General features: G+C 58.3%; 23 protein-coding genes and 2 pseudogenes. 3 read left to right on the forward strand and 22 right to left on the reverse strand.

The window, feature by feature from the left end; all coding sequences use genetic code 11:
* The 5 genes and pseudogenes from AC1DE1_RS20395 to AC1DE1_RS20415 form a co-directional block, all read right to left on the reverse strand.
* A pseudogene (locus AC1DE1_RS20395) lies at positions 1-275 on the reverse strand (IS21 family transposase); the annotation flags it as partial.
* Positions 276-670: 395 nt separating this feature from the next.
* A complete protein-coding gene (locus tag AC1DE1_RS20400) occupies positions 671-1627 on the reverse strand; it encodes a PD-(D/E)XK motif protein (RefSeq protein ID WP_477179296.1) in 957 nt (318 codons plus the stop codon).
* Positions 1620-3938: a Z1 domain-containing protein gene (locus AC1DE1_RS20405; protein WP_477179318.1), complete on the reverse strand. Its 2319-nt coding sequence runs from the start codon at positions 3936-3938 to the stop codon at positions 1620-1622. The genes AC1DE1_RS20400 and AC1DE1_RS20405 overlap by 8 nt, the downstream gene beginning before the upstream one ends.
* Positions 3938-5962 carry an ATP-binding protein gene (locus tag AC1DE1_RS20410; protein ID WP_477179297.1) on the reverse strand — a complete coding sequence of 675 codons (2025 nt, stop codon included), beginning with the start codon at positions 5960-5962 and terminating at the stop codon, positions 3938-3940. Before AC1DE1_RS20410 ends, AC1DE1_RS20405 begins: the two co-directional genes overlap by 1 nt.
* Positions 5959-7629, reverse strand: a complete 1671-nt coding sequence (locus tag AC1DE1_RS20415; protein WP_477179298.1) for a DNA cytosine methyltransferase — start codon at positions 7627-7629, stop codon at positions 5959-5961. Before AC1DE1_RS20415 ends, AC1DE1_RS20410 begins: the two co-directional genes overlap by 4 nt.
* 375 nt (positions 7630-8004) lie before the next feature.
* Here AC1DE1_RS20415 and AC1DE1_RS20420 point away from each other — a divergent pair, with 375 nt between their 5' ends.
* On the forward strand, positions 8005-8421 hold the full coding sequence (locus AC1DE1_RS20420; RefSeq protein ID WP_477179299.1) for a very short patch repair endonuclease: 417 nt from the start codon (positions 8005-8007) through the stop codon (positions 8419-8421).
* A gap of 184 nt (positions 8422-8605) precedes the next feature.
* Here AC1DE1_RS20420 and AC1DE1_RS20425 read toward each other — a convergent pair whose 3' ends face one another.
* From AC1DE1_RS20425 to AC1DE1_RS20435, 3 genes are all read right to left on the reverse strand, one after another.
* Entirely contained in the window at positions 8606-9676 is a 1071-nt protein-coding gene (locus tag AC1DE1_RS20425; protein ID WP_477179300.1) for a hypothetical protein, read from the reverse strand.
* Between the two features lie 3 nt (positions 9677-9679).
* A complete protein-coding gene (locus AC1DE1_RS20430; protein ID WP_477179301.1) occupies positions 9680-10813 on the reverse strand; it encodes a hypothetical protein in 1134 nt (377 codons plus the stop codon).
* A gap of 389 nt (positions 10814-11202) precedes the next feature.
* Complete coding sequence (locus AC1DE1_RS20435; RefSeq protein ID WP_477179302.1) at positions 11203-11850, reverse strand: HAD family hydrolase; 648 nt, start codon at positions 11848-11850, stop codon at positions 11203-11205.
* Positions 11851-12653: 803 nt separating this feature from the next.
* Here AC1DE1_RS20435 and AC1DE1_RS20440 point away from each other — a divergent pair.
* A complete protein-coding gene (locus AC1DE1_RS20440; RefSeq protein ID WP_477179303.1) occupies positions 12654-13400 on the forward strand; it encodes a hypothetical protein in 747 nt (248 codons plus the stop codon).
* Positions 13401-13550: 150 nt separating this feature from the next.
* On the opposite strand, the gene AC1DE1_RS20445 is transcribed toward AC1DE1_RS20440, so the two are convergent.
* From AC1DE1_RS20445 to AC1DE1_RS20480, 8 genes and pseudogenes are all read right to left on the reverse strand, one after another.
* Positions 13551-14669, reverse strand: coding sequence for an AAA family ATPase (locus AC1DE1_RS20445; protein ID WP_477179304.1), 1119 nt, complete (start codon positions 14667-14669; stop codon positions 13551-13553).
* Between the two features lie 178 nt (positions 14670-14847).
* On the reverse strand, positions 14848-15459 hold the full coding sequence (locus AC1DE1_RS20450) for a hypothetical protein (protein WP_477179305.1): 612 nt from the start codon (positions 15457-15459) through the stop codon (positions 14848-14850).
* A gap of 663 nt (positions 15460-16122) precedes the next feature.
* Complete coding sequence (gene copD / locus AC1DE1_RS20455; RefSeq protein ID WP_477179306.1) at positions 16123-17049, reverse strand: copper homeostasis membrane protein CopD; 927 nt, start codon at positions 17047-17049, stop codon at positions 16123-16125.
* A gap of 7 nt (positions 17050-17056) precedes the next feature.
* On the reverse strand, positions 17057-17440 hold the full coding sequence (copC, locus tag AC1DE1_RS20460) for a copper homeostasis periplasmic binding protein CopC (protein ID WP_477179307.1): 384 nt from the start codon (positions 17438-17440) through the stop codon (positions 17057-17059).
* A gap of 658 nt (positions 17441-18098) precedes the next feature.
* Positions 18099-18449 carry a DUF3147 family protein gene (locus tag AC1DE1_RS20465; RefSeq protein ID WP_477179308.1) on the reverse strand — a complete coding sequence of 117 codons (351 nt, stop codon included), beginning with the start codon at positions 18447-18449 and terminating at the stop codon, positions 18099-18101.
* 222 nt (positions 18450-18671) lie between these two features.
* Complete coding sequence (gene bluB, locus AC1DE1_RS20470) at positions 18672-19334, reverse strand: 5,6-dimethylbenzimidazole synthase (protein WP_477179309.1); 663 nt, start codon at positions 19332-19334, stop codon at positions 18672-18674.
* A 104-nt stretch (positions 19335-19438) separates the two neighbouring features.
* Positions 19439-19510 (reverse strand): annotated as a pseudogene (locus AC1DE1_RS20475) (helix-turn-helix domain-containing protein); the annotation flags it as partial.
* Between the two features lie 37 nt (positions 19511-19547).
* Positions 19548-20435 carry a LysR family transcriptional regulator gene (locus tag AC1DE1_RS20480; protein ID WP_477179310.1) on the reverse strand — a complete coding sequence of 296 codons (888 nt, stop codon included), beginning with the start codon at positions 20433-20435 and terminating at the stop codon, positions 19548-19550.
* Between the two features lie 114 nt (positions 20436-20549).
* On the opposite strand from AC1DE1_RS20480, the gene AC1DE1_RS20485 reads away from it, so the two are divergent.
* Positions 20550-21425, forward strand: coding sequence for an NmrA/HSCARG family protein (locus AC1DE1_RS20485; protein WP_477179311.1), 876 nt, complete (start codon positions 20550-20552; stop codon positions 21423-21425).
* A gap of 95 nt (positions 21426-21520) precedes the next feature.
* Here the strand turns inward: AC1DE1_RS20485 and AC1DE1_RS20490 are convergent, their stop codons facing one another.
* The 6 genes from AC1DE1_RS20490 to AC1DE1_RS20515 all read right to left on the reverse strand — a co-directional run bounded on the left by AC1DE1_RS20490 (position 21521) and on the right by AC1DE1_RS20515 (position 25589).
* Positions 21521-21832 (reverse strand): hypothetical protein, encoded by a 312-nt coding sequence (locus AC1DE1_RS20490; protein ID WP_477179312.1) that lies wholly within the window; start codon positions 21830-21832, stop codon positions 21521-21523.
* Positions 21829-22452, reverse strand: coding sequence for a hypothetical protein (locus tag AC1DE1_RS20495; RefSeq protein WP_477179313.1), 624 nt, complete (start codon positions 22450-22452; stop codon positions 21829-21831). Before AC1DE1_RS20495 ends, AC1DE1_RS20490 begins: the two co-directional genes overlap by 4 nt.
* Before the next feature lie 33 nt (positions 22453-22485).
* On the reverse strand, positions 22486-22710 hold the full coding sequence (locus AC1DE1_RS20500; protein ID WP_477179314.1) for an IS3 family transposase: 225 nt from the start codon (positions 22708-22710) through the stop codon (positions 22486-22488).
* Positions 22711-22891: 181 nt separating this feature from the next.
* The gene (locus AC1DE1_RS20505; RefSeq protein WP_477179315.1) at positions 22892-23167 is read right to left on the reverse strand and encodes a transposase; all 276 of its coding nucleotides are present in this window, start codon (positions 23165-23167) and stop codon (positions 22892-22894) included.
* Between the two features lie 173 nt (positions 23168-23340).
* Positions 23341-23964 carry a hypothetical protein gene (locus AC1DE1_RS20510; RefSeq protein ID WP_477179316.1) on the reverse strand — a complete coding sequence of 208 codons (624 nt, stop codon included), beginning with the start codon at positions 23962-23964 and terminating at the stop codon, positions 23341-23343.
* A gap of 20 nt (positions 23965-23984) precedes the next feature.
* On the reverse strand, positions 23985-25589 hold the full coding sequence (locus AC1DE1_RS20515) for an RHS repeat-associated core domain-containing protein (protein ID WP_477179317.1): 1605 nt from the start codon (positions 25587-25589) through the stop codon (positions 23985-23987).
* Between the last annotated feature and the right edge of the window lie 119 nt (positions 25590-25708).

Below are 25708 nucleotides of genomic sequence, written 5' to 3' on the forward strand. Positions count from 1 at the left end.
TTCATCAACAGGGCGGCGTGCATCTGTCGTAACGTGCGGCGCTGCTTGCGGGGCTGTTGCTGGTTGGCGCGAAGCCAACGGACCAGCTCGGCCGCATACGGATCCAGCTGACTGGGACTCTTGCGGCGCGGATAGTGCGGGCTGGTCTCTCCGCTCGCCAGGTACTTGGCAATGGTGTTGCGTGACAGCTTCGTGCGTCGGGCGATCTCTCGGATCGAGATCTTGTCGCGAAGGTGCCAGCGTCGAATCACGCTCAATAGGGCCACGTCGATCACTCCCGTTACTCCCGCTCGTGTCGTGAGCGGAGGGTGGTAGGAGGTGGCTCAAAATTCGACGAAAATCACCCCGGGAAGTGGCTCAGTTTTGGATGAAACTCAACATGCAAATGAACTTCGCCGGGAGGTCGCGACATTGAGTCGGTTTCGGCCTCGTCGCCCTCGCGTACACCGGTCGCAGCGTCGCGACGGGACTCAGAAAAGCGAAAAGCGCCCCGAAGGACGCTTTATCTACAAGGTCACCCGGGGTGCGTCACGGCGAACCGCGCTGCCCACCTGATCCAAGTGTTGCTCCAACGATGCTATTCCTCCCAAGCCCTACTTGCAAGGCAATGGAATGGACGACGGCTCCATCGTGTCGCTGCCCTGACATTGCCAGACAGAAAGATTGTGCGTTAGGCAAGATTGAGAATGTGCTGGACTTCAGTGACATCAAGTGACGGCAAGCTTCCCACATTGATGCTGTACTTGATACCGGTCACCCCGAGAGGTGCCGAGTAGTCGTCAGGCAGCCGTGGAAACATGCCCGCGACCTCGAAAACGTGAACACTCCGAAACGTGAATTTCAACAGGTCTCCTGTCTGCCTAAGGCCTTCGTGCCAACCGAGCGTTGCTAGGCGTGAATCGAAGACATCTAGCGCGTGCCCATCCGTTCCGAGCTTCTCCCGAACCTCATCGATGCGATCCGCCAGAGTTTCGTCGCCCCCCAGGCTTCTCTCTAGCATGACACTGACGAACAGTAACCGTTTTCCAAGAGGCGCTCTCAGCTGATCGATGCGGGATATCTCATGCTTCGATTCCGACTTTGTGGTGGTTTTCACTTCTACGTGAACTGCTTGTCCGACAAAGTCGTGGCGTTCGCTTTCCGGTCCGCTCCAGAGATGAGAGGCCCGACTGCCAAGAGTCGGGATGAGGACATTTGACAGCACCCAGAGTTCGCCGAACATGCCGATCTGCTCTGCCGTACTCAGGTCGGGTACGACGGTGCGCAGCGCTGCGCGCATATCGCCGATGATCTGCTCGACTGATACCGCCGGATCGCGGCCTTCGATGCGAATCGCGTGGAGGATCTTATTGACGACAAGCGTGAGGAGCTCTTCGTGGTGACTGCGTGCTGACAAATCTAACCAGATCTGCCCGCCCTCCAGAATGCGTACCTGAAGGCTCTGCAAGTCGGGGGGCAGGCTCTTTGGTACGACATCAATAGCTAGCAGCAGGTGTAGTCGCCCGTCGTCTGAAACACCTACTAGTACCGTTGTTTCCAAATCATCAGCCGCCTGCTCGTATATGTCCTCGTGCGATGGCCGCCGATCACGCAGGCGCGCCCAGCGCTCCTGCGTGATCTCACTCATGGCGAATTCCCCGGTTCATAACAAACTGTCGTTCGCCGTCCGTTGTCCGAGGCAGGGATAGAGCGAGGCCCAGCACGGCCTGCGTCGGCGAGCGCAGTGGTTCGGGATCAAGGGGATAGAGCAGGAGCAACCCCTGCTGGACAGGGCGATCCTCGCGCATTGCTCTAGCATTGAAGCCAGAGGCGGTCCGGTAGTTTTCAGGTCCGCCATGCAGATCTACACCTTCATGGCGCGGATCGATCAGGATGCCGATCGACTCGTTGGCCTGCAACGAACGTCGCACCAGACCGAAAGGCCGTCCTCCGAGGAGCACCTGCCGTTCCCGACGCGGATTGGCCACAAATACCTTCCAATTCACCAGCTCTCCCGCTTCAGCGCGCCCCAGGATCCAGTCAGCAATTTCAGCCCCCTGAAACGCTATGCTGTTTGGGTGTCCTTCGTACCGTCGCAGAAACAGCGAGATGTCTTCGGCTGGAACATCATGCGCGATGGCGCCGCCGTGAGCATCCTGGGTGGGGGGGTGCTGCCGTAGCAGCTCGGATGCCAAGTCCACGTTCCGCCCCAGCAGTTCGCGATCGTACAAGGGAAACAGAATGGTCTGAGGGTTCTCGCCAGACCATGACCGTGCGTCATCTGTCTGCATTCTGCTCTTGTTCTTGCTAGTCAGAAGCAGCTTTGAATGCGCGCGCATCCGAATGGCCATCTGATCGGGCCGGCGGCCAGCCTTGTTCAGCGCTGTGATGGAATCACGCAGGGACTCTTCTACTAATGCCAGTTCCACAAACCACTCTGCAATGCCTTCTGTTGTCCATATCCGGATAAGGTCTTCATAGCCTGCGCGGAAACCATACCAGCGGGCCATCTGAAGCAGTGCGTCAGCCAACGTCGTGGTGCGCAGGAAGTAAGCTATCGTCAAGCCTTCGAGCGTCAATCCACGTGACAGCCGATTGCCGCCTACTGCCACGAGCTGTCTTCCGGGCTTGACGTCGTACTCCAGTTCGTCGCCCGTCGTGCTGTTGAGCACGACGACTTCCAGACGGGCCAAGTTCGTTACCGCCTCTTCAAGAACAGCCTCAGCGGCACATGGCAGCTCCACCGCACCCAGCTCGGCCAGCGTCGACCGGAACATATGCTTGAGCACGCCTGGTTCTGCGCTCTCGTGGTGAAACCAGCTACGAATCTGTTCCTCGATGGCTGTACCGATGCGCATCTGATCCCGCTGCAGCTGCGATACATGCACGAGCATCGTGTGCGGCTTGTTTGACTGGCCGCGCAGCAGCCTGATAGCACCAGCGAGCGCAAATGTCAGAAGTGCATCAGCCAGCGACTGAGGCAGATCGAGCGGCCCGCTGGCAACCATTGCTTCGCTCTTTCTGCGCCGCGTCGGCTTCAGTGCCTTCACATCTGCCGGGTCTACAGTGCGAAGCACATCGCGCCCCTGAGCGCTGATGCCGAAAAGCTCCTCCGTCCCGGTGTAGCCGTCCGGCCGGGGAAGCTGTACGACAAAATCTTTGGGAAACAGATCTTCGCCGACTTGGCTGTCGCTGGCGTCGGGGTCAATGAGGATATTGGCGAACGGCGTCGCCGTGTAGGCGATGTATGTTGCTCGCGGGATCTTTCTGAGAATGTCGCGGATCAGTGCGTTGGTCAGCGAAGGCGCTGTATCTTCGTCCGGTGCTGTGTCCGTTTCGATACTCAGGTCGCGACGATTTCCGCGCGTATTGATGGATGCCTGATCGGCTTCGTCATCAATGAGAAGAACCGGCACGTCGGCCAGCCGACCTTCCAGTTTGCCGAACCATTGGTTGAGCCGCTTCAGAATCGGCGTGATCTTCTTGGCGACGATAAGAACGGTGCCCGTCGATTCGAACCCATCAGCAACCGCCGGCTCGTTGAAATCGGCGGTCTCATCAGTCAATGTGATCCAGTCGACGCCCGCCCCGACGAGCTCCAAGTCCAGCCTCTTCTGTGTCTGGTTCCGAAGGGAGTCGTGAATGCCTGAAAGAACAATGATCAGCCGGTAGCCGACATCGGCAGCGCGTGCTGCCACGGCAGTGAAGTTGGCCGTCTTGCCGGACTGGACGTAGCCCACAACCAGACCCCGGCACTGAAACTCCGGACGCCCCACAGGCGTGGTCTTCGAAATAATCCGCAGCGATTCTTCAGCGACCGAAGCGATTTGGTGCGGCATCCACTTGGCCTGGGACCTCAGATAGGCTTCGTGCCGCAACCAGTTGGTCCAGACAGTCCCGTCCGTCCATAGGGCGAGCCTGGGCTTCAGAGTTAAAGGCTGCGGAAAGCTGATCTGCATCACGCCTTATCCGTCAGCAGGTCCGGAACGCCAGCTGTCTCCAGTACCCGAAGGAACTCGGACAGGGCCGCCTTCGCGTCGGCATCCTTGTCGATAAGCTGCACAAGCGCAACCAGCTCCGGTACCAACGGCGTGATTTCAACTTCCTCGCCTTTGAATCCGGCTTTGCGCTGCCACGGCTTGACACCACCGTTAACGATGCGAACCGAAGTCTTGTCCTTCTTCGGCTCAGCGACTGTAGGACTTCCAACCGCGGGGTTCACCACTGGAGTTGGCGACGGAGGCAAAGAGCCACCGGGCGGAAGCGAGCCTGCCGGCGACGTCGTTCTGCCGCCAGTGCCAGTTACCTTGGATGCAGGTTTTGCTTTCTTGTCGTACCGGGCACGGGCCGCAGCGCGAGGCTCCCTGAGGAGATCCTTGAGCAGGTCCGTGACGGCAAAGGGCAGACGGACAAGCTGCTTGCTGATATCCACCTGCAGCTGCTCTTCGGCTGTTCGGTCGAAGTCAACCGCGACACGAAGCAGCTTGGTGTGCTCATCCTTGGCGAAAAGGTCCTCCCAACCGCCCCACTTGATGAGCCGGTTCAATCGGTAGAAGTAAAAACCCTGGGCATCGTTGGCTCGGCCATTGAGGCTGAGGCGCTCTCGTTCGATGCGTTGCTCCAGCGGAGACAGGGACTTGATGTATTCCTCAAATTCGGCCTCGCTGGGCGTGACATGCGCTCGAACATACAGAACCGGCGTTTTGCCTGGCGTCAGCGGCGGAAGCTCAATACGGCGCTCGTCAAACTCTTGGGTTAGCGGATGCCCCATCGGATTGTTGGCTCGTAATACATCGTTATTCAACCGGATGACGACCTTCTCGCGGCCCGGGACCTTTCCTTCAAGATATCGATGGAAAACCAGTTCGAGGTGCGCTTTGATCCCTGCCAGTTCCTGCGCGTAAGGGGAATCGGCTTTGCCCTTGATCGGTTCCATAGGGGGGCGCATCTGTGTGAGCAGCACTGCAGTGCCAGATTCGCCGACATCCACTACGGAGGCATGCTCTGGCGCCACGGGATTGCGTAGAAGTTCCCAGCGGCTCGTTTTCGCAAGATGGTCCTTGTCCCAGGTAAGAGTAGCGATCTTGTAGCCGGCCGCCTTCGATACCACCGTTAAACGATCTGCCTGCGACCAAGCGGCCCCCTTTAGACCGTAGCCGAACTTCCCTAGATCGGCGCTGTCGTAGTCGCGCTGATGTCCGATCTTCATTGCATTACGCAAATCGGTGGGAGTCATGCCAGTGCCGTCATCGCGGATGCACATCCATCTGCCACCCACATTGGGGCTGGGGAACGTGATCTGGACCTCGCGGGCGCCGTGCGAGAGGCTGTTGTCAACGAGATCGGCAACGGCGCTTGGGAGACTATGGCCGGCACGCGCAAGGATCTTGAACAGACCGAGCGGATCGGGCGCGACATCATCGTCGTCGTCGTGGATGCTGTCGGATTCTTGTTGTGATTTCGCGGACACTGCTTCTGCCTCCTTGAACAATTGCGGGAAGTTCGTTGCCAATACCGCTTGGCAGTGTTCGCCCTCATCACCGTACAAGGCGATCATTGCGGACTTGCCGAGCCGTGCGCTTTCTCCGTGTCCGAGGATCGCGGTGCGGGAAGGATGGTCAGCGGGGATGACAACCCACGATGCCGTTGCCGGAGTTGCTGAGGCATCGACACTCATAGCGAAGAGAGCACCAGGGTCCACGAAGCTGTAATAGGGACTCGTCGGACAGTCGCCTTCAAATCTCCAGTTTTTGTGCTGACGCTTGAGCCACGACGCAACCTCGACGACAGTGTTTTCGTCTTCGAGGCGCCGGCAATTGATGGCAATGATGTCCGAGTCTTTGGCGGAAGGGAAAACCATATCGACAACATCCCAGTCGAAGTTTATGGCGCGCTGCTTCGCCCGCTCCTTTCTCTGGCGACGATACTCATGAAACATGCCGAGTTCGGAATGCGTCAGCAGTCGGAGGATCGTGAACTTCACTTCGTTCCCTCGGTCGTCTTGATCTGTGATGGCTTCAGACCGAATAGCGCCACACGCATGTCTGGCGTTTCAGGTGCGCCCAGGCACTCTCTGATCCCACGCGCGATCGCATAGGCGAAGAGCGGCGGTACTGCGTTGCCGATCTGCTTGAAAGCCGGGTTCATCGAGCCCTTGAAGACGAAGCCGTCAGGAAAAGACTGCAGCCGCGCGGCCTCTCGGACCGTGATAGTCCGTGCTTGGTCAGAGTCGAAGTGGATGTGGGAATACGAATCCTTGCCAAGGTGGGCCATCAACGTGCGGACGGGCGCATCGGCCCGAAGCTTCCACCACTTATTGGGAAACTTTCCCGGGTCGTACGGAATGCGCCAGGACTTGATGAAGGCGCTGACATCCGGGTCTCGCGGACTGGTCGGCAGGCCACGCCGCTTCCTGGAGGCAAGCCAAGTCGCAATCTTCTCCTCTACATAGGCGTGGACCTGTGGGTACTCCCAGCCCGGCTGAATCTCGGCGAAGATCTTGTAGTCCCGAGGCAGGTACCTGAAGACGTGCCCGGTCGTGGATCGCGTCGCGAAACCCTGCCACTCCCGCATCAGCCGCGAGTACGCAGTAGTCGGCTTTCTTGTTGTGTACTCGACAGGTCTCGAAGGGTCCTTTGCCCCTCGGCCAATTTCTCCGGTCCGCAACATTTCTTCGGCGTACAAAGACGGAAGATCTGCAAGGGCTTCCGAGGCCGATGTAGCGGCGGGAGAGTCGGGAGCAGGGTCGGGGATCCAGCGGTGGTGATCCGAACCCTCGGCTTTCAGTACCCTGCGGGCAGCATTCTTGGAGCTGGTATAACCAGAGGGAAGTACCAAGTGGTGAGTCGGCACGGGAAACCGAGGGCTGATCCCGGCAGACCGGTGGACGCCGACAAGAATCATCCGCTCCCGCATCTGCGGAACTCCGTACCAGACGGAGTTCAGAAGCGTGTAGGCAACGTCGTAGCCTTCTTCGGCGAGGCTCTTCGAGACGAGCTCGGCAACGTTGGTGCCGCCATGATTGAGGATGTCCGGCACGTTCTCCATCAGGAGCGCTACCGGTTTCGTTGCCCGGATGAACGCTACGTACCGTTCCCACAAGCTCACTCGTCCGTCCACAAGGAATGCCTGGTCTGCCGTCACTTCGTCGCGCAGGCGCGCCTGCTCGCGGAGCTTGGCTCGACCTACACGGGCAAACGCCTGGCATGGTGGCCCGCCGACAAGAACGTCTATCTGCCCGTCGGTTGGGCCCCGCAGCCCGAGGTCCGCGAAAACAGTTTCTGCCGTTTCAGTCACTGCATCGCGCGGAACGTGGTGGGCTGCCCTGTCGCCTCCCGCAGACCGAGCGCCAAAGTTGGCACCATGGGACCGGGCGGCCCACGGGTCCATCTCAACGGATGCCACCGGCGTGAATCCTGCAGTCAGGAAGCCGAGAGAGATCCCTCCGCATCCGGCAAACATGTCCATATAGCGGATCTCGCCGCCCAAGCGAATGCGCTGCAACTTGCTTCGGATAAGCTTGTCGTCGTGATTCAATGCGAGTGGCGTGCTGGTTTTTCTGCGAGACTGAGGCAGGTCGGCCTCTGGGCCGTGGGGTTTCTTGTACATTTTTCTGGATTGCGACCTGGGCAGAACGGGTTGGATGGACATCCGGAATCTCTGATTTGGAACGTGCGCCAAGATCAATTCAGCTCAGCTGCCTAACATCTCAGACCTACTCGTGCCGCGCACGGGACTCCGGTCTAACAAGTTGCCAGCTGGGGCCAGATGCTGCTTCGTCACGAGGTGTAATGATGCCGCAAATGGGGTGTATTGTACGGGTGGCCAGACAGGTCTCGCCGCCCTTATGCCTACGGTAACATTTGTCCGGCTGCATCGAATTTGCCGCATACGGACACGCCAAGCCCGCTGGATCGACTCCTCGAAAATGGCGCGACTGGCCAAATCATTCCAGTGACTGCCTTGCTACATGGCCTAACGCTCTAAGGCAGTGCCCGCGAACATCTGAGGCTGGCACGTAATCTGATGGATACCGTCTCTCCCGAAAAGCGTTCACGGATGATGGCGAACATCAAAAGTAGGAACACCAAACCGGAAATCGTGGTCCGAAAGATTGTCCATGCAATGGGTTTTCGTTTCCGCTTGCACCGGAAAGATTTACCTGGCTCGCCGGACCTAGTGTTCCCGCGTCTAAGAAGAGTGATTTTTGTGCATGGCTGCTTCTGGCATCAGCATCCCGGGTGCAAATTTGCATATACGCCAAAAACAAACACTCGGTTCTGGATGGCCAAACTGGAAGGCAATACGCGACGCGACGCCCTGGCTCTGACGACGCTGCACGCGCTGGGCTGGGAGGTATTGATCGTATGGGAGTGCGAAATCTCGGATCAGCCTACGCTGACCCTGAAGCTCAGTTCGTTTCTTACTCGAGATCCCAGCTGAATCACCGATACTCCAGCGGGGTGCAAACAAGAAAAAGGGCAGAGTCATTCTTCGCCATTGCGGCCTGCGCGATCCGGCTAGGCTTGGCCGCTGCCCTCTCGCACAAGTCAATAGTAAAGTTGCTTTGTCAGCGTCTCGTTTTTGACCCCTCCACTGGCAGCGAAATTGCTGAGAAGTCTGCAATTCAAGGCTTGAAACCCAGCAGGCTAAGCACAGCACTCTCAAGGACGTTCAACACGATATTTAACGCAGCCTCACCATCGGGGTACCGGTCAAAAACGATATCGTCCTGACCGGCATGAACAATGGCGCACCTCATGCGATATATGTATGAAACGCCCTGCCTCCAGCCTGTGGGACTTTGTTTACCACGCTGCGGACGTTTCAACGCGAACAGAAATCGATTTGCGGAATCACCATCCACCAACACTCTGATTGATTCAAAAAACGCATCCAGCTGCCGCGTTTCGACGAGCCCCTGAAAAGTCTTAAGCTCAGATTCCAGGGCAGCACTTGCTTCGGACAGGACTTGAGACGGTCGATCAAGGAAGTCTTTCGCGATCTTCTCTTTCAGACCCACCAGATACGCGGACTCAAATATCCTGTAAAGGGATACGAAGCGCCACTTAATCCTTGTTTCGGTGAGCACTTCTTGCAACATGCCGCCAGTCAACATGCTCGTATGTCGACCCAATCCATCAGCTTCGAATTCGAAGCGCCCTTGACTCATCCACTGAGGGGAACCGGCCGGCGTTGACGACCCACCAAAACGAACGCCGGCAAGCGAATACAAGGTTTGAGATAAATTTGTGGCATCCCAGCTGTTCGCTGGAGAGTGCGCGAATATTAGAATGCTGCGATTAAATCGATCCGGGACCTTGCTCAACGGTCCATCGACATTAACGAGCTCCGGGTGCAGCGGCCAGGATCTTGCCACACAGGAAAGGCCTGCTGAAGGAACGTTGGCTACATCGTCAATCTCCGCTGGTAGCAGAAGGACTGATCGAATAGGTGCGCCCAACTCGTTCACTGCAACGAACCGCACTGCGCCCGGATCGATCTCCAGTCGTGCGGAGAACAAAGGCAACCGTAAACCTTCGTCATAGATCGCTTCGCAGAGGTCAGCTCGTGTATCAGAATCTTTGAGGAACCAGGGCAATGATTCCTCGCTCAACGATTCAAGAAGTGCAGAGAACTCATCGCTGCCCACGTCGGCACACCCAAAGACGCTCCTAATATGCTCAGGAATCGCCATTATTTAGGTCCTCGATGCCGCGGTTTCCCAGCATTCCCTCATCGTTCGCAGTCCACTTGAGAAGAACAGTTCTTGAAAGGCGCCAAAAACGAGCTCACGAGTGGCGGAGCCCACGTTGACGCGGCTAGTATCGAACCCAGCTCGTAAAGAGTTGAACGCTTCGACGGCGAGAATGTCCTTCGCTTCCGCACCTGCGGAAAGTGAAGTGAGGCCTTCAAGTGCAGGCCATACTCGGTCGGAGATTTTAGGATGTCGCTCAGAGTTTCCAACAGCAGCGGACAGGCCTAAAAGAACGGTTTCATTCCCGAAAAATGCGAGTCCTTCTGCGCCCAACTTTCGGTCCATCTGAACGACCCATCCCACTAGGCGCCTAAAGCCTGAGCCATCGTCGCCTGCATTTGCTCCATTAATGGAATGTCCAAGTGTCTCGATAGCCCCTTCAGCGAGAAGCTCTTCCATGACAACGTTACGGACGTCGACATTGGGCTGACCTTGCAGCCAAGCCTGGAATGCTTGTGACAACTTTGCAAGCTGATACTGTCCGGGGCGCGTTCTTCTTCGCTGATCACCTACGGTGAAAACTTCTATATCGTCAATATCAGATAATGCGTGCTTCAGACGAGAGCTCAGAACCTCGATCTGGTGTTTCATCGACATCGGCCTCTGTCCTGCGTTCAGCAGGAGCATGCGATATGCAATTGCGCCGAAAGATGCTCCCAGCCAGAACTCAATGCGCAATTTCCTTTGCAGGAACTCGGCGCGCGCCTCGGCATCTAAATCTGAAATTGCCTGCTTTATGGCATTAGTGCGCTGCAAACCGTCAATGATGTAGACGGAATCCCCTCTTACTTCGCTCAGCTCAGTGGAAAGCTCTTCAAGGGATTTAAGTCGCCCCCCACTCTCAACGGAGACATTTCCTCCAGCCTCTGCCAAGACTATAGGCGGCAGGACGCAGCCACGTTTGAGGTCTTCGCGCAATGTGGCGTATGCCTTGCGCCCACCGATTACGGAGCGCTGAATCTCCAAGTTGGCCTCCGAACCGCTGACGGCTTGAAGAAACCACTCGTAGGTGCATTGGGCTGTCACGCACCAAGCATTGATGCGGCCGTCGCGATCTATACCGATTGCCTGCAACATAGGGATCCCTGTTTATTCAAAACGGTTATTTTTTACAGTACCACCGAAACTAGTTTTGATAGCTCTGTAGGGCATGTCAAGCACGACAACCGCAATTAATGCGGGAGTTTGCAACCTTGACCGATAACTTGACGGAAGGGGTGTTCGGCGCAAGATCTGCAGCACGCGATCTTCGACGCGGCGGCCATGCTGGTTCGAAGCGATGACATGACGTTGAAAGCGCTCGCCGCTTGGCTGAAAGCCAATCACGAGCCGTCACTTGCTTCGTCAGTGGAGCGTGGCGAAGTCCCTCTACGCAAACCGAGCATCATGGAAGCGGTCAGTGTCACCCAAGGAGCGGGTGGCGTGATCACTGGCGGCCTCACGTGCCATGCGAATCGCTGACGCGTTCAAAGGTGATCAACGAGTCGTCGAAGCGTAGGTATCGACTCGACCATGGAATGCGAATGCTGCCGCCTGAGTTGCACGGCACGCAGGCCAGCCCTCTTTGGCCCCACGTAGTCTTCGATGTCCCGATCRCCAATCATCAGAACCGAGGCTCCCGAGTAGCCGAGTTGCTGACACGCGTGCTCGTAGATTCGTGGGTCCGGCTTGACGGCGCCCACTTCAAAACTCCAGCTAAATGAATCGGGCTCGATGGGTAAGAGTCGCGCAAAGGGTTCTGCGTAGGGAGCCGCCAGGTTCGAGCAGATACCGACCTTTACCCCACGAGCCTTGAGCTCCCTAAGGACATCAGGGACCTCTGGAAAGAGCCGAATGCTTGCGGTTTCGATGGCGACGTCGTCTTCCAGCTCTCGGACAACTTTTCCTTCGACCCAAGGACAGAACTGACGGGCCGCACCGGACAGGCTTAAAGGTGTGGTCATCACAATCCTGGCGTATTCCTCCCTGGACACTGGCATGTTTCCCGCTAGATCCCACAGCCGTTTGAAGGGATAACGCTTCTGCGTGATGTCGGCCAGCGTCCCGAAGACGTCGAAGACCACTGCCCTGACACGGCATTCGCTGTCGGCAACCGGCGACGAATCAACATTCATGTGCAACCCCGGAGTCCTTTAAAGCGATGGTCTTGCTTCCAGCGAGCTCGAACAGCTGGCGAAAAGGACGACGCGGTTTCGTGATATTCACCCGCGTGCCAAAGGCATCGAACACGACTCCGCTAACTCCGTCATGAAGCATGCCACTGGTCGCTCCCATGAAATCCCCCTCCCGATCGCCAAGCGATCACGTCATCAGTGCGATATAAATATATCGCACTTTCAATGACTTATTGACGATCTGCGCCACCCGTGCCAGTCTAGCAGCGACGCAGGGCGACCAGCGCGCCCTGGCCCCGACCAAGCCGGGCCAAGTGGGACTATCGGGCCCAGACCGGAGACTCTCCTAACGTGGAAGCTCACAGCCCGTTGCTCCCCGATGTGGAGTTTTTTCTACCCCGAGCTCCCATCCTCAGCGCTGCAGATACGGCGCGCATCATGGGCTTTCCGACATGCGATGCCTTAAACAAGGCTCGCCAAACGGGGCGATTGCCCATTCCGATGTTTCAGCTGCCCGGTCGTAGGGGCTGGTTCGCTGCCAGGCACGTCGTCAAGGCTTGGCTTGAGGGCGCGCTTGTAATCCCGCCATTCGAAGTCCAACCACCTAAGGAGAGCCCAGACATGAGCGGATAGCCGCCAATTTGTCGGGCCCTGAAATGCGAAGAGCCCCGCACGGCTATGCGAGGCTCTCCATTTGAGGCGGGTGCTTCTGCATGCCGCTCGCCTAAATCATCAGAGCCCTGTGGGACGAAGTCAAGAACTTTTCGCCAATCAAATGGGCGAGAGGCGCTGTGGCTTGCTTCGTGTGCAACACCTCGCTTGTCCAGTCTTCATCAAGCAACGTGGTTCCGATTAGTGCCAGGGCGCTGCAGAAGATCGAGCAGAAGATTGAACTGCTGCGTACCGAGATTCAGGCACATCAGAAGTCTCTGCTAGCACAGTCGGACGACTATGCGGCCGCTCTAGCCGAACTGAGGCCGCTTGTGGCCAGGCGTCATGACCTAACGATGCGTATTGAGCAGCTCAATGCGCAGCTCCCCGTGGCTACCGACGATCCACAGACTCCGCTTCTGGCTGATCTTGAGGCGGAACGACTGGAACTGGCCACGCTTGCTGAGAAGCGCGCAGACCTAGGCGTCAAGTACAAACGCCAGATCGACAAACTAACCCTGGAGATGAGTGCGCTTGAGAACGACCTGGGGGCGCGACTTGCTTCCAGCCGCTATTACGCCATCGAACCATTGCGTCAACGCGCCCGACGTACACCGCAGGGGCCTTACTATCGCCAAGCGCACGTTGCCTTGGGTGGGCTGGTCTTGGGAGGTATGGTTTCGGTTGAGGACTTCAAGGCACACCCAGCAGTGCGGGACCTGCAGTTCGAGGGGCTGTTCCGCCCGACAATGAAGGGTGTAGAGGTTGCACGGGTAATGCGAGAGACCATTACCGGGGGGCGCCTCTATCGCTTCTTGCTCGATATGTGCCTGGCATCGTGTGCGTCGATCTCCAAAGCGATCGCCTCTCCGATTTACACAGCGCATTCCTCGCCATGAGCCACCACGAGTTACGGATGGCGCGAGAAGCGCGTGACATCGTTCTTTCACACCTGCAACGCGAGGGAGTCTCCACTGCCCAAGCGCCCCATCCGCGTGAGGCGGCCTCCATGGTCGACCGACTTCATCAGCTACATGGTGAAATACCGTCTATGGTGAGCGGACGGTCGTTAAGACGATGGAGGGCCGAGCTCGCCAAGGCGGGCGGTAATGCTGCTCCCTCAGCCGCTTGCTAATGGTTGCTACCTCACGCTTTCCGCCCTTTCCGCAGACAAAACACCCCAGGTTGGAGCCCAACCCCTGCATCAGCATCTGGAACTTGTCTTCCAGCGACGGCAAGGCCTGAGCAATGTAGGCCGCATCCTGCTGATGAAATGCGTGGACCTCCTGATCAAGGGAGAGCTGCAATGACTCGATCTTGCGATCAACATCTTCGCGCTGTCTGGCCAGTGTTGCGACCAACTCGTTGGCGGTCCGATAGGTTCGACTTACGTCCTGAAGTGCCTTGGTCGCTTCGGTCAACTTGGTGCGAACATCGTCCAGGTCAATGTTCTCCACCCTGTTCTGGGCGCGGGCGAGTTCGTATTTGTCCTTGCGCTGGTTGTACTGATAGGTGCGGTTTCGGTAGTCGGTGTCGACCCCTTGGATCTCCGAGTAGAGCTTGTTCAACTTCTGGCCGATCTTCTCATCGACAAAGAGCATCTTGAACAGCTCGAGCTGCGCAGTCGGTGACCACAGAAGAGGAAGCCTCTCTTCGGTAAAGAACTGAACATAGCGAACGACCATGTGGAAGTCGTAAGCGTTCGCCAAGCCGGCAAGTTCGGCCATGTGAGAAAGAAAGGCGATGTTGTCCGTCGTATCGACTGCCTTACCGCTAACCACAACCTTGGTTATCTCAAGGTTTATCAGGCGGCGAGTGACGGCGATTTGCTTGCCGGCGATTCGGAAGGTAAGCGTGGCGGTAGCGTTCGGCTGTAACGCCACCCCGGCCCGATCCTGAAAGAACCCGAACTTTCTGGCTGTTACCAAACTGCGTTTGCTGACTAGGCCCATGTCACGCGTGGCAGCCTTAGATGGACTCGTGGGCCCGACCAACATGCGCAACAGCAAGTTCAGCAACGTGGTCTTGCCGATGCCGTTGATGCCGGCGACGACCGCCACCCCTTTGTCAAAGGCTAAATCCAATCCCTGCTTATTCGAACCAGGATAAAGCGGGTAATTCAGTACTCGCAGCCGTTCGACGACTGGAAGATGAATTGCTGCTCGCATCAACTTCTCCCTGAGTGCTCGTTTTGTCCCCTACGAGCGTCCTATCTGTACCGGCTTGAGCAGCCGCCTACCAAGACCGAGGAATATTAGTCAGTAAATGGCCTTCGCGCCACGCCCGTCCGCCAAGGTCAGTCTCGGCAGTTGGACGTGCTGCATATGCACAATCCAGAATCGGAGGTTATTTACCCGCGGCGGGCGCCTTGACCTTGATCGTCTTGAGCCATGTCTCGAACTGCTTTACGTTCCCAAACGGATACTTCTGCACGGGAATGTTGGCAGCGGATTTGGCGATCAGATAGGCCCCGCGTTTCAGACCGTCATACCCGTAAGCAGCGTTTGCGGCATCGGCCAGCGCGGACATCCAGCTGACGATGTGAATCACGTCCCGTTCCAATTGGATGGAGCTGATGCTCTGACCCGTAAGCTGGCCATGCATGATCTTGTTGCGGTACTTCTTGATGCGGGTGATCTCAGCCCATAACGACGCGTGTCCTTTTCCAATCAACTTGGGAATGGGAGTAATTCCCAGGGCCTCAATACCCTCGATGAAGGTCTCCGGGTACAGATTGTTGTTGGTCACGAAGGCGGAGACCACTTCATCCAGTGTCTCCTCAGTTATCTTTTCGTGCTGGAACACGAAGAAGCTGAAAAGCCGCCTAAGCTGCTTTTCATACTTTACCCAGCTGATGATTAGCGCATCGACTCTGCGCGTTGTGCCGGTGCATTGCCACAACGCCTCGACCGTGGCGAACTCTTCCTTCAGTGCATCAGGTATGGTCAGCTTGCGCACAACGCCTCCTTGCTCGCGAGATGGAGAAATGGATCCGAGGATCGCCGGCGGGCGCCGCGCTACCTCTCAGGCCCATAGTCTCGTTCAAAAAGTTTGCTGATGAGCTGGGCGTATCGCCTGGTTTCCTGAGATATCGCGAACCCGCCTTGTCCAAGGTTTACATCTTCGAGCACAAACGACAGGTGGCGCGCGAGAACAGAATGCGAAAGAGGTTAGCGAAGGTTGACCTCACTATGGGTGGCGCGCTTCTTCGATACTTGAGCGGCCAATATCGAAGCCAGGACGAGCTTGTCGACTATTTGAACGTGGCGTTCGATGTACAAAAGCACATTGCACGCCGTTTAGTGTCAGACGCTCTACTCATGCACACCCGGATGAAAGCTCTAAGTGAGAAATCGCGGTTGGCCCATAATGAGCGAATAATGCTGAAACGGGGCAGAGATTCTGGGTATCTCTAGTTGCCCTACTAGTCCGGGATGCCCGTCCCGGGCCTGCCCCGCATTCCTATCCGCGCTCCCTTTGGTCCGCGTTGACGCGCTAAGAACTCGATCAGTAACACCCTCGGGCAGCCCACGCTAACTAGCTGCCTTGCCTTTCAAGCGGCCAAATTGTGGTTTCATATCTCATAGTTTGGCCAATCGGGTCGGGACGAGGGAGGGGCACTCAGCCCCCGCCTGGGTCAAGGGTGCCTATCCAAGCAACGAGGCCGAGTATCAGGATCGCCAAGGTCGTCTCAAGGTAAAGACTGCGTTTAAGGGCGAGCACGGCGGCGGTGGCGTCGTTGTCGCGCCGGGCCTTTTCCAGAGTTGGTGCGAGGCAAAAGCGATTGGCTGCAGCCAATGCGAGCATAGTGGCGAACAAGGCCAGTTTTACCAGTAGAAGGCGGCCGTACACGGTTTCGATCAGACCGGACAACGACGGGCCGACGATCATGATGTAGTTGACTATGCCGCTGGCAATGAGCACCGCCACGATCAGCGTGCCCAGTCGAGCAAATTCGGTCGATGCGCTTGACAGCACGGCAACCGCTTTCTGATCGGCTTGGCGCCGTGCTGCCCTCGCGATGAACGTCAGAGCCACCAGCGCGCCTACCCAGGCCCCGGCGGCCAGCAGGTGGGCAATATCGGCACCGAGATGGAACCAGGCTGCCGGTCCCTCGTTCATCGCGCCATGGCCTGCCCATGCGAGTATCGCCAGGGCCACCGCGCAGAGCACCGAAGCCACTGCTGCGCGGTTGCGCGCATTGCCACCCGATGCAGCTGTAAACCACAGCGAAATCAGGAGGAGCGCAACGCGGAGGCCCCACGTCATTCCCACAGCGGTCTGGGTGAGCAGGGTCTGCGCCACGCCCCAGACAGCAGCCACGTCGCTGCTTGCGCTCATGGCTTGCGCCATCGCCCACAGCGCGGCGCCCGACGCCAGAAGGCTTACTACCGTCGCCGCAGCCGCTCCACGCAGGGTCTGACGGGCAAAGGAAGCGGCCGACTGGTTGCGGGTCAGGGCTTGAAGGACGAACGCCGGCAAACCAAAGGCCAGCATGAGGCCGAGATAGAGCGCAAAACGGCTGAGCACCAGCAAGCCATCGAACATCACCTGCTCACTTCACATGGAAGCTGAAGGAACCCTTTGCGGCATGCGTATCGCTGGATACCACGTGCCAGTCCACCCGATACGTTCCGGCACTGAGCGGCCGGGCCGGCGTCATCACCAACGACTTGGCGTCCGACGAGGCCACGGTCTTCACCTCGACCTTGACTGGCTCCATGGTCATGCCAGGCATCTCAGTCATCATCAGTTCCGCGCCCGAGAGCTGAGTCATCAGCGTCTCCGAAAACGACACTTGGATCGTCCCCGGCGCGCTGACATCGGCATGGTCCGCAGGCGTGGTGACAAGGAGCTTGGGGTGGGCGAACGCAACGCCACTGGCAAGGAACGCCGCGGCTGCGAGAAGCCGAAGCGTAAAGGACCTGAACTGCGACATGACTGACTCCTTGCGAGATGAGGCGGATGGGGAAGCGGGATTTTTCATGATGTTTGGACGATGCCGTCGGAATCAGACGCGGACGCGAGTAACGATCTGCTGATCAAGGGCAGGACCATGGTCTTGTCATGCATTGCAGGCGGCCGCGCTCGAGGGATAACGGTTGATGCGCCAGATCTGCTGACATCGCTGGCTCGAGCAAAACACCTGGTCGCAGAATGGAACGTACCGATCATGAGGCACGAAAGCTCGGAGTCGCCTTGACGAGCGCGACCTGCGCCACCGCTGCTCCGTGCAGGATAGGCGTCGATGCAGGCTGTCGTGCCACCGTCTCAAGAACGCCGGCAGACGCCAGCACATTGCCGTATGCGGAGCCGTAGCCAATCACGCGATGATTCCAACGCGAAGAAAGCAGGAAGCGTGGCGAGAGAGATGGATCATGGCGTGACTTTATCGCCAGCTTCTGCGCCCCTCAACGCTGGACCCGCCTCCAGCGTGGCCGGCAGGTTCACCTTTGGTGATGAGCGCAGTCTGGGCGTCCTGGCCAGACCTATGCCGGCGAGTCCGGCGCACTGGCTTTGAAGCCGCCTCAACTGAGTGTCCTGCCTATGGCGGCCATCGCAAGTTCATCGCCGCCCCTGACGAGCGCTCTATGAACTCAGAGCAACCTGATGCCCCAGAGGCGAACAGCCCAGGCGAACAGTGCAAAGGACACGATGGTGATGACGGCGCTCAGGCCGAGCGCTGGCCAGAAACCAAATCGCGTGAAGAGCCGAGGAAAGGCCAGGAACATGGGCAACGTAGGTAGCACATACCAGAATGTGTACCAGGCATGGTTCGTGATCTTCTCTGCCGGCTGCTTCTCGATGTAGAGCCAGGTGAGTGCAAGCAGGGTCACCAGGGGTAGTGAGGCAAGCAGCGCGCCCAGCCGGTCGCTGCGCTTTGCCACCTCCGAGACCGCAACGACGATCGCTGCGGTGATGACATATTTGGTGATGAGCCACGGCATGATCTGTCTCCGACGTTTAGCGCAGGTAGCTCCGGAGCACCGCCATGACGGGCTCCAGTTCACGCAGGGTCGATGGCCCCTGGCGAAAGTGCGCCAACAAGGCCTACTCGAAGAGTGCACTGCAGCACCGCAACTTCATCTTTTGAAATTGGTCAAGTCATAGATTCGAGGGAGTAAGCGATGGTTGCAAGGCCACCCCGCAAGCGGCATGAACCTGCGGCGTCATCCCGAAGGCGAACCTTCTCCGTCGTTGCGCCATCGGTTCTCGAAGACCATGGTTTCCAACGGTTGGCGCTCGGCCCATTTCTGCTGTTGAAGCATGGGTTCACTGTAGAACTCGCCCACGTGCCCCAGACACAGCACAGCGACCGGGCGGGCGCCGGGCGGAAGCGCCAGTAATTGCCCTAGCTGTGCGGGATCGAACAACGACACCCACCCCATGCCGACGCCTTCGGCGCGCGCTGCCAGCCAGAGGTTCTGAATGGCGCACGCGACGGACGCCAGATCCATTTCAGGCATCGTGCGCCGGCCAAAAACGTGCGCCTCTCGGCGGTCCATCAAGGCGGCGACCAGTAGCTCGCCGCATTCCAGCACGCCTTCCACCTTCAGCCGCATGAAATCGTCCTGGCGTTCACCGAGCGCCACGGCGGTAAGTCGGCGCTCTTCATCCACCAGACGATAGACGCTCTGCCGAAGCTCCCGGTCCGTAATGCGAATGAAGCGCCACGGCTGCATGAAACCCACGCTCGGCCCGAGATGCGCCGCCCGAAGTAAACGCCCGAGCAGAGCCGGATCCAGGCCATCGGAAAGAAAGTGCCGCATGTCGCGACGTTCTTCGATAACGCGATAGACGGCTGCAATATCGCTGTCGGTGTAGCGTCTCATATGTGCAGGCTTCGGGCGGATGGCGGATGGCGGATGGCGGATGGCGGCGAAAGGCTAGCAGACGCGACGCTTGCGCGTCGAAACGCCAAAATTCATGCCTTCAGCGCCCCACCATTGCGCGCAATCTCACGACTGATGGTCGAAGGCGCGCGCCCCAGCAAGACGGCGATGGCGCGGATGCCATGGCGCGCGACCAAAACGCATGAAAAGCCCTTATTCGGGCGGCACAAACTCACGCCTCGGAAACGCCTGCTCTAGCACGTCAAGAAATGCCCTCACTTTGGCACCGACCAGGCGACGCGAGTTTCGAAGTGCCCAGATCTCAACCGGCGGACGGTCATCGGTTCCCCAATGCACCAACTTACCCGAACGGACATCTTCTTCGACCAAGAGCTTTGGCAACATGGCGACGCCCACGCCAGCCCGCACGGCCTCGTGAACCATCAGCAATGACGAAAGCCGCAAGGCTTCACGCACGCTCAGGTTCAAAGGCTCGCCGGCGGGCGAATGGAATTGCCATGCAAGATCGTCGGGCGTGCGTGAGTAGATGACGCCGGGCACCGCGGTGTCCGCGTCGACTGCGGGCATGGTGATCTGCGGATGCGCCACGACCCACCGCTGGTCATCAAGGATGCGCCGCCCCACGAGCCGTTCGTCAGGCGATGGATTGACGCGTATGACGAGGTCAAAGCCATCTTCGACGGGGTCCCTTTTGCGGTCGTCGACGTCGATTTCCAGCTGCACGTCTGGGTAGGCCAACGCGAAGCGCGCTGCTACTTGCCCCAAGGCGACATGTGCCAGCACAACGGGCGCGCTCACACGAAGCCGCCCTCGGGGCGTGGATGCGCCCAACGTGACGACCTCTTGGGCTTCGGCGATTTCCGCAAGCGGTCCCTGCGTGCGCTCGAACAGCGCGCGACCTTCCTCGGTCAGCCGCAGGCTCTGGGTGCCACGTTCGATCAGGCGCACACCCAGGCTTTGTTCCAGCTCGGTCACGCGACGCGACAACGTGGCTTTCGAGCGCCCGCTGACGCGGCTTGCCCGCCCAAACCCGCCGTGCGAAGCCACCAGGGCGAAATCGGTCAGGGCTTTGAGGTCCATGGCTGTTCCGATTTTGAGACGAGATGTCTAGATATTGGTGGCTTCCGAGCAAGTATGGAACCCCTTACCGTGATTCCACGGCGCTCTTCCGCGCCCATCACGAGGATTAGCATCATGAGCATCTTGGTCACCGGTAGCACCGGAACCGTGGGTTCCCAAGTCCTGAAGCAGTTGACCGCATCAGGTGTCGATGTCCGTGGATTGACGCGGTCGCCCGCCGAGGCGCGGTTGCCCGCGGGAGTCACCGCCGTGCCAGGCGACCTGAGCGACCTGGACAGCTTTCGTGCAGCGCTGGACGGCGTCTCCACGCTGTTCCTGTTGGCCCCCAACGTTGCCGACGAGCTGACGCAGGCCATGCAAGCGCTCACCGTCGCCAAGGAGGTCGGCGTCAAAGGCATCGTCTACCTTTCCGTATACAAGGGCGCGGCCTACGCTGACGTGCCTCACTTTGCGGGCAAGAACACGGTAGAAAACATGATTGATGCGCTCGGCCTTCCGGCGACCGTATTGCGCCCCGCGTATTTCATACAGAACGATCTGCGTCAAAAAGATGTACTGGCAAATGCAGGCGTCTACGCCATGCCCATCGGCGACAAGGGCATCTCTATGGTGGATGTCCGCGATATTGGCGACATCGCCTCCCGCGAGTTGCTGCGTCGCGAGCGCGCGGCTGAACCTCTTCCGCGAGAGACCATCGATGTCGTCGGGCCCGACGTGCTCACCGGCGCAGTCATCGCCAACATCTGGAGCGAGGTGCTGAGCAAGCCGATCCGATACGGTGGCAACGACACCATCGGCGTCGAACAACGCATGAAGACCATCATGCCCGCCTGGCATGCGCTAGACATGCGCCTGATGCTGGACCGCTATCAATCGGACGGCGCCGCAGCAACGGACGAAGAACTCGCGAAGTTCACTCGAGCCCTCGGCCGCACTCCCCGTTCGTACCGTGCCTTTGCCCAGGAAGCCGCGTCAATGTGGAGTCGTTAGGCAAGTATGGTCATCCGAGTGCCACGACGTGTGGCACTCGGAATACTTCGTTTATCTCAGGTTATCGGGTCTGCTTCACGCCCTGAGCCGTTCCGTCAACTATCCGACGAAGTCAGCCCGGCGAGCAAGGGCGAGCCTCGACGCTGCAAGGCCATAAGGTAGCGCGACTCGTCGTAGGGCGTGTGGGACTGCCAGCATCGATGCAGGATGCGGATCCCCTTGAAGGCCAAAGCACGCACAGCGACCTGATGCGGACTGCCCTTGGCGCGCTGCTGGCGATAGAAGGCGTCGGCCCAGAAGGACTTGTTGATGGTCTGCGCGGCCCACTCCACGAAGGTCTGGCGCACGAAGGTCGGGCATTGCCAACGCCAGTGCACCCAACTCTTCTTGCCGCTGCGCTGCGTCACCGGCGCAACGCCCGAGTAGCGCTGCAACTGATCGGCACGAGCAAAGCGTTCGCGTGTTGTTCGCCGAAGGCGGCCAGCAGGCGCGGCGCGAGGATCGGGCCACTACCTGGCAAGGCATGGAACAGCGGGTAATCAGGGAGCGTCGGCGCCAAGGCGGCGATCTCCTGATCGAAGCGATCAATGGCGCTTAGCGCGACCTGCAGTTGCTCGACCAAGGCGATGGCCAGTAGTCGGTGCGTGGTGATGACCGCCGGGTCGTCCGTCAGTGGTAGCGCCGTTCGGATTGATGGCACGCGCTCGGCAATGAGTTTGGCGGAGCGCAACGGAAGAACGCCTCGAGCGTGGCCACGCGCGCGTGCTTGACGAATGGACGACTGCGGGCCACGCGAGGAAGCGGTCATCGGCACCTGTCCACGTAAGGATGCAGCAGGATCGTTGCGCTCGGGGGCCTCGCGAACCATTTCCCGAAATCGCAAAAGTGTCTCGGACAGGGCCCCACACCGGCTTCGGGGCGTCGCCACCAGATCGCCATCAACAACGCATCCATCGCCAGCTCGCGTGCCAGGCTCGATTTCATCGACCAGCCGATGACTGCATCGCGAATACAAGTCGATGACCACGGCTAGATACAGCCAACCTTCGGCCGTGCGCAGTTACGTGATGTCGGTGACCCAGGCTCGATCAGGATGCGCAACGTTGAACCGGCGTTGCAATCGGTTGGGTGCGACAACCGCAGGCTTGCTGCCCTTGCAGCGACGCCGAAGCGGTGAGCGCACGGAACGAAGACCGTGTTTGCGTATTAATCGCTCCACGCGTTTCCGACTGATACGTTCGCCGGCCTCGGTCAAGTCTCGGTGCACGTTGCGGCTGCCGTACACGCCGCACGATGGCAGCTAGGACTCTTCGATATGTACCATCAGGCGAGCGTCTTCTTTGGCACGAGCTGACAAAGGTTGCTTCAGCCATCCGTACTAGCCGCTGCGCTCGATCTTGAGCACACGACACATCGTGGTGAGGCGAACTGCCGGCTGTGGACCTGCATGAAGGCGTACTTTGCTCTTACCCCTTGGCAAAGTACGCGGCGGCCTTTTTAAAATGTCGCGCTCCTCTTCGGCGCGAAGCAACTCGGCACGCAGCCGGGCGTTCTCCTGCACCAGGTCGTTCCTTCTGCGCCTTGCGCGCATCGCGGCTGACGCCGCGCTCACGAAGCCATGCATAGAGGCTGTGCGATGACATGCTGAGTCGTTCGGCGACCTCCATGACGGGGTAGCGGCGCTCGCTGACTTGCTTGGCCGCTTCAGCCTTGAACTCGTCGGTGAAACGTTTGCTTGTCATAGATCCTCCGATCCTCAATAGACACTATCAGGTGTCTACGGAATCGGGGGCGTACCAACCGTCCCATTCGATCAGCTCACCCGCGGCCTTCCGAAGATGATCCGTAGCGACAGACGCCCCCCGCTACTGAAAGCGGGGGGACGTCGCCTTTTGCACTCGACCTTCCTCAACGTCTAAGGCGCAAGTTGGCACTCTGCCCCAAATTTGGTCTTCAGATCATCCGCAGAGATCCACTCGGATATCTCAAGGGTTTGGCTATCAATCGCCACGCCGTAGCAGTAGGAAGACATTGGTCCGTTGCCTTTGGCCGCAGTCGCGCCGCCAATTGATAGTACAAGTGTCCTGCTTGTCCAGGAGACAAACCGAGGCAGATAAAAGACAACGTGACGGTCATGATCCTTAATCATCGGGACATGAGCCAATATCCCGTTGTCTAACACGTTCTCTACTACGTCGCCGTTCTTTTCACGGATCTTAACAACGGAAACCTTGTATTGATCCGCGCCAGGCTGGTTTATGACCAACAAGGCATGGCTATCCGTGCCCCAATACACATCTGCGGATCGCTCCAGTGTCAGCAAGTGATGTGTACGCCCTTGCGGACAAAATCTCAGCAAGACGGGACTCGCGTTTTCGTCCGCATTTAGTATCGGATGAACTTCCACTTGCGCCAACCGGCCCGGAGCAGGCATCACAGCCGACTCACTCCACTGGATATGATTCCCGCTGCTAGCCGCCTGCCCGCAGTCTGTAACGCCTGCGACAGCCAGATAAAGGATCACCGAAAGGATGGCCATGTCTTAAATTCCTTGAAAGTTCAAGTTGATGACGGACACTGCGCCGGTACGTCATCCGGGAATTCAATAGTTACATCCATGGTTTGATTTCCGAACTTGAGGCCGTCATCAACCGTTGGAAACCGATAAAGGTCAAACGCCAGCCCGGATCGGTTCTGAATATTGGTATCCCCATAGTCAGACACGGTCAAACTTCCGGACGGACCACCATACTGTGTGATAGCGGACTGATTGGAGGGCGTGATTGTTATCTGCGTCCCATAGGTTCTCAATTGCCTCGTTGATAGGCCCAAGAAACCCCGCTGAACTGCCACCGTTCCAAAGGTCCCACCCTTGATTGAGCCACCCGCTTCGGCGGGATACTTCGAATACAGGGCGCCGTCGGCCGTAGCCTGAGTCCCACCCACGCCAGTTAGGATAGCTTTGACAGGCTTGCACTTGCACAACCCGGCGAAGTCAACAAACAGGAGCGGGTCGGATCCGACATAGGCATACGTGTTTATGCCGCCAGTGAGACCAGCCGGGTCACTCTCGACGTACCTTCCGAGCGCTGGGCTGTAGTCACGGAAACCGTTGTTCCAGAGGCCCGACTCAGCATCGTAGTATTGCCCCGGAAATCCGAGGTTGAGGGGCACAGCGTTAGCGACCGTCACAGTCCGGTCAAATGCGTAATTCTTGGCTCGCCACACAATCGCCTTACTCGGATCCGTCATGACTTCCGGGCGACCAACTTGATCAGCATGAATTGCCAAAATCTGACCACCATTGATGCGCCCGATCAGCCGACCGTTGAGCCAAATGTAGTCACTCCACCCGGTCCCTTGATTGTCCGCCAACATTGGACCACCAGCATCTGGTGCGAAGTAAGTCGTCGATCCGCTGACACTCTTACGAAGCCGTTGACCTTCTGGTCCCACGTAATAGGTCGCACTTCCAGCCGCACTCATTCGATTGAATGCATCATAGGAAAACGTCGGCGCGCCAGACACAGTCGTCAAGTTGCCATTTGCGTCATAGCTGTAGGAGACAGTGCTACTGCCCGACAGCCCACTGACCTGGTTCTTGCTGGCATTTGTGGCGTAGGAAACTGACGCGCCGTTCTGCTGTTGAGTCAGGCGATTGCCGTTTGTGTCGTATGTGTAGGCCTCGTTATCCCCGCCGCTGGAATAAACCGAGCTGAGGCGGGACATGACGTCATAGCCGATGCTCTGCGTCATCGTGCTGTCGATGCCATTGGTAATAGCATTGACTCGATCAGCCACGTCGTACCTTAGCCCAAGACTTTGCACCCCGGCGGCCGTAATGCCAGTGAGCCGCCCATCGGTATCATAGGTAAGCGTGTTCGCTATGCCGTTGCCTGACACCCACCCTGCCATGACTGCATTACCCGGCCCATAGGTCACGCCCGTCGCGACGTTCGATGTCGTACCACCAATGTTGATCTGTACGGTCGCTACCGATCCGTAACTGTAAGTATAAACCGCTTGATTACCGTCTGGGTAAACGACCACCGTCACTTGCCCAAGCGCGTTGTGAGCGTACCCGATCGAATAGGCGGTCCCGTTTACGGAAAAGCCGCGACCAGTGGTCCAGCCTGTTGCTGCGCGTTGAAAATTGACCAGCAAAACGGGGTTCTGCTCACTGAAAATTGACCAGGGTGTTCTTCACTAGCCTGCGGGTTCCGACCCAGCAGGAAGACGAGGTGCATACCATGGCGATGTACGCGAAGGTGCGGCGAATGCGG

The sequence above is a fragment of the Dyella sp. 05T440 genome, assembly GCF_056395965.1.

What these genes read in the sequence shown, in the direction of transcription:
- AC1DE1_RS20415 (WP_477179298.1), bottom strand. Translation starts at nt 7,629, where the DNA reads ATGTCCATCCAACCCGTTCTGCCCAGGTCGCAATCCAGAAAAATGTAC.
- AC1DE1_RS20505 (WP_477179315.1), bottom strand. Translation starts at nt 23,167, where the DNA reads ATGACAAGCAAACGTTTCACCGACGAGTTCAAGGCTGAAGCGGCCAAG.
- AC1DE1_RS20405 (WP_477179318.1), bottom strand. Translation starts at nt 3,938, where the DNA reads ATGCAGATCAGCTTTCCGCAGCCTTTAACTCTGAAGCCCAGGCTCGCC.
- AC1DE1_RS20485 (WP_477179311.1), top strand. Translation starts at nt 20,550, where the DNA reads ATGAGCATCTTGGTCACCGGTAGCACCGGAACCGTGGGTTCCCAAGTC.
- AC1DE1_RS20465 (WP_477179308.1), bottom strand. Translation starts at nt 18,449, where the DNA reads ATGCCGTGGCTCATCACCAAATATGTCATCACCGCAGCGATCGTCGTT.
- copD (WP_477179306.1), bottom strand. Translation starts at nt 17,049, where the DNA reads ATGTTCGATGGCTTGCTGGTGCTCAGCCGTTTTGCGCTCTATCTCGGC.
- AC1DE1_RS20480 (WP_477179310.1), bottom strand. Translation starts at nt 20,435, where the DNA reads ATGGACCTCAAAGCCCTGACCGATTTCGCCCTGGTGGCTTCGCACGGC.
- AC1DE1_RS20425 (WP_477179300.1), bottom strand. Translation starts at nt 9,676, where the DNA reads ATGGCGATTCCTGAGCATATTAGGAGCGTCTTTGGGTGTGCCGACGTG.
- AC1DE1_RS20400 (WP_477179296.1), bottom strand. Translation starts at nt 1,627, where the DNA reads ATGAGTGAGATCACGCAGGAGCGCTGGGCGCGCCTGCGTGATCGGCGG.
- AC1DE1_RS20510 (WP_477179316.1), bottom strand. Translation starts at nt 23,964, where the DNA reads ATGGCCATCCTTTCGGTGATCCTTTATCTGGCTGTCGCAGGCGTTACA.
- copC (WP_477179307.1), bottom strand. Translation starts at nt 17,440, where the DNA reads ATGTCGCAGTTCAGGTCCTTTACGCTTCGGCTTCTCGCAGCCGCGGCG.
- AC1DE1_RS20420 (WP_477179299.1), top strand. Translation starts at nt 8,005, where the DNA reads ATGGATACCGTCTCTCCCGAAAAGCGTTCACGGATGATGGCGAACATC.
- AC1DE1_RS20430 (WP_477179301.1), bottom strand. Translation starts at nt 10,813, where the DNA reads ATGTTGCAGGCAATCGGTATAGATCGCGACGGCCGCATCAATGCTTGG.
- bluB (WP_477179309.1), bottom strand. Translation starts at nt 19,334, where the DNA reads ATGAGACGCTACACCGACAGCGATATTGCAGCCGTCTATCGCGTTATC.
- AC1DE1_RS20445 (WP_477179304.1), bottom strand. Translation starts at nt 14,669, where the DNA reads ATGCGAGCAGCAATTCATCTTCCAGTCGTCGAACGGCTGCGAGTACTG.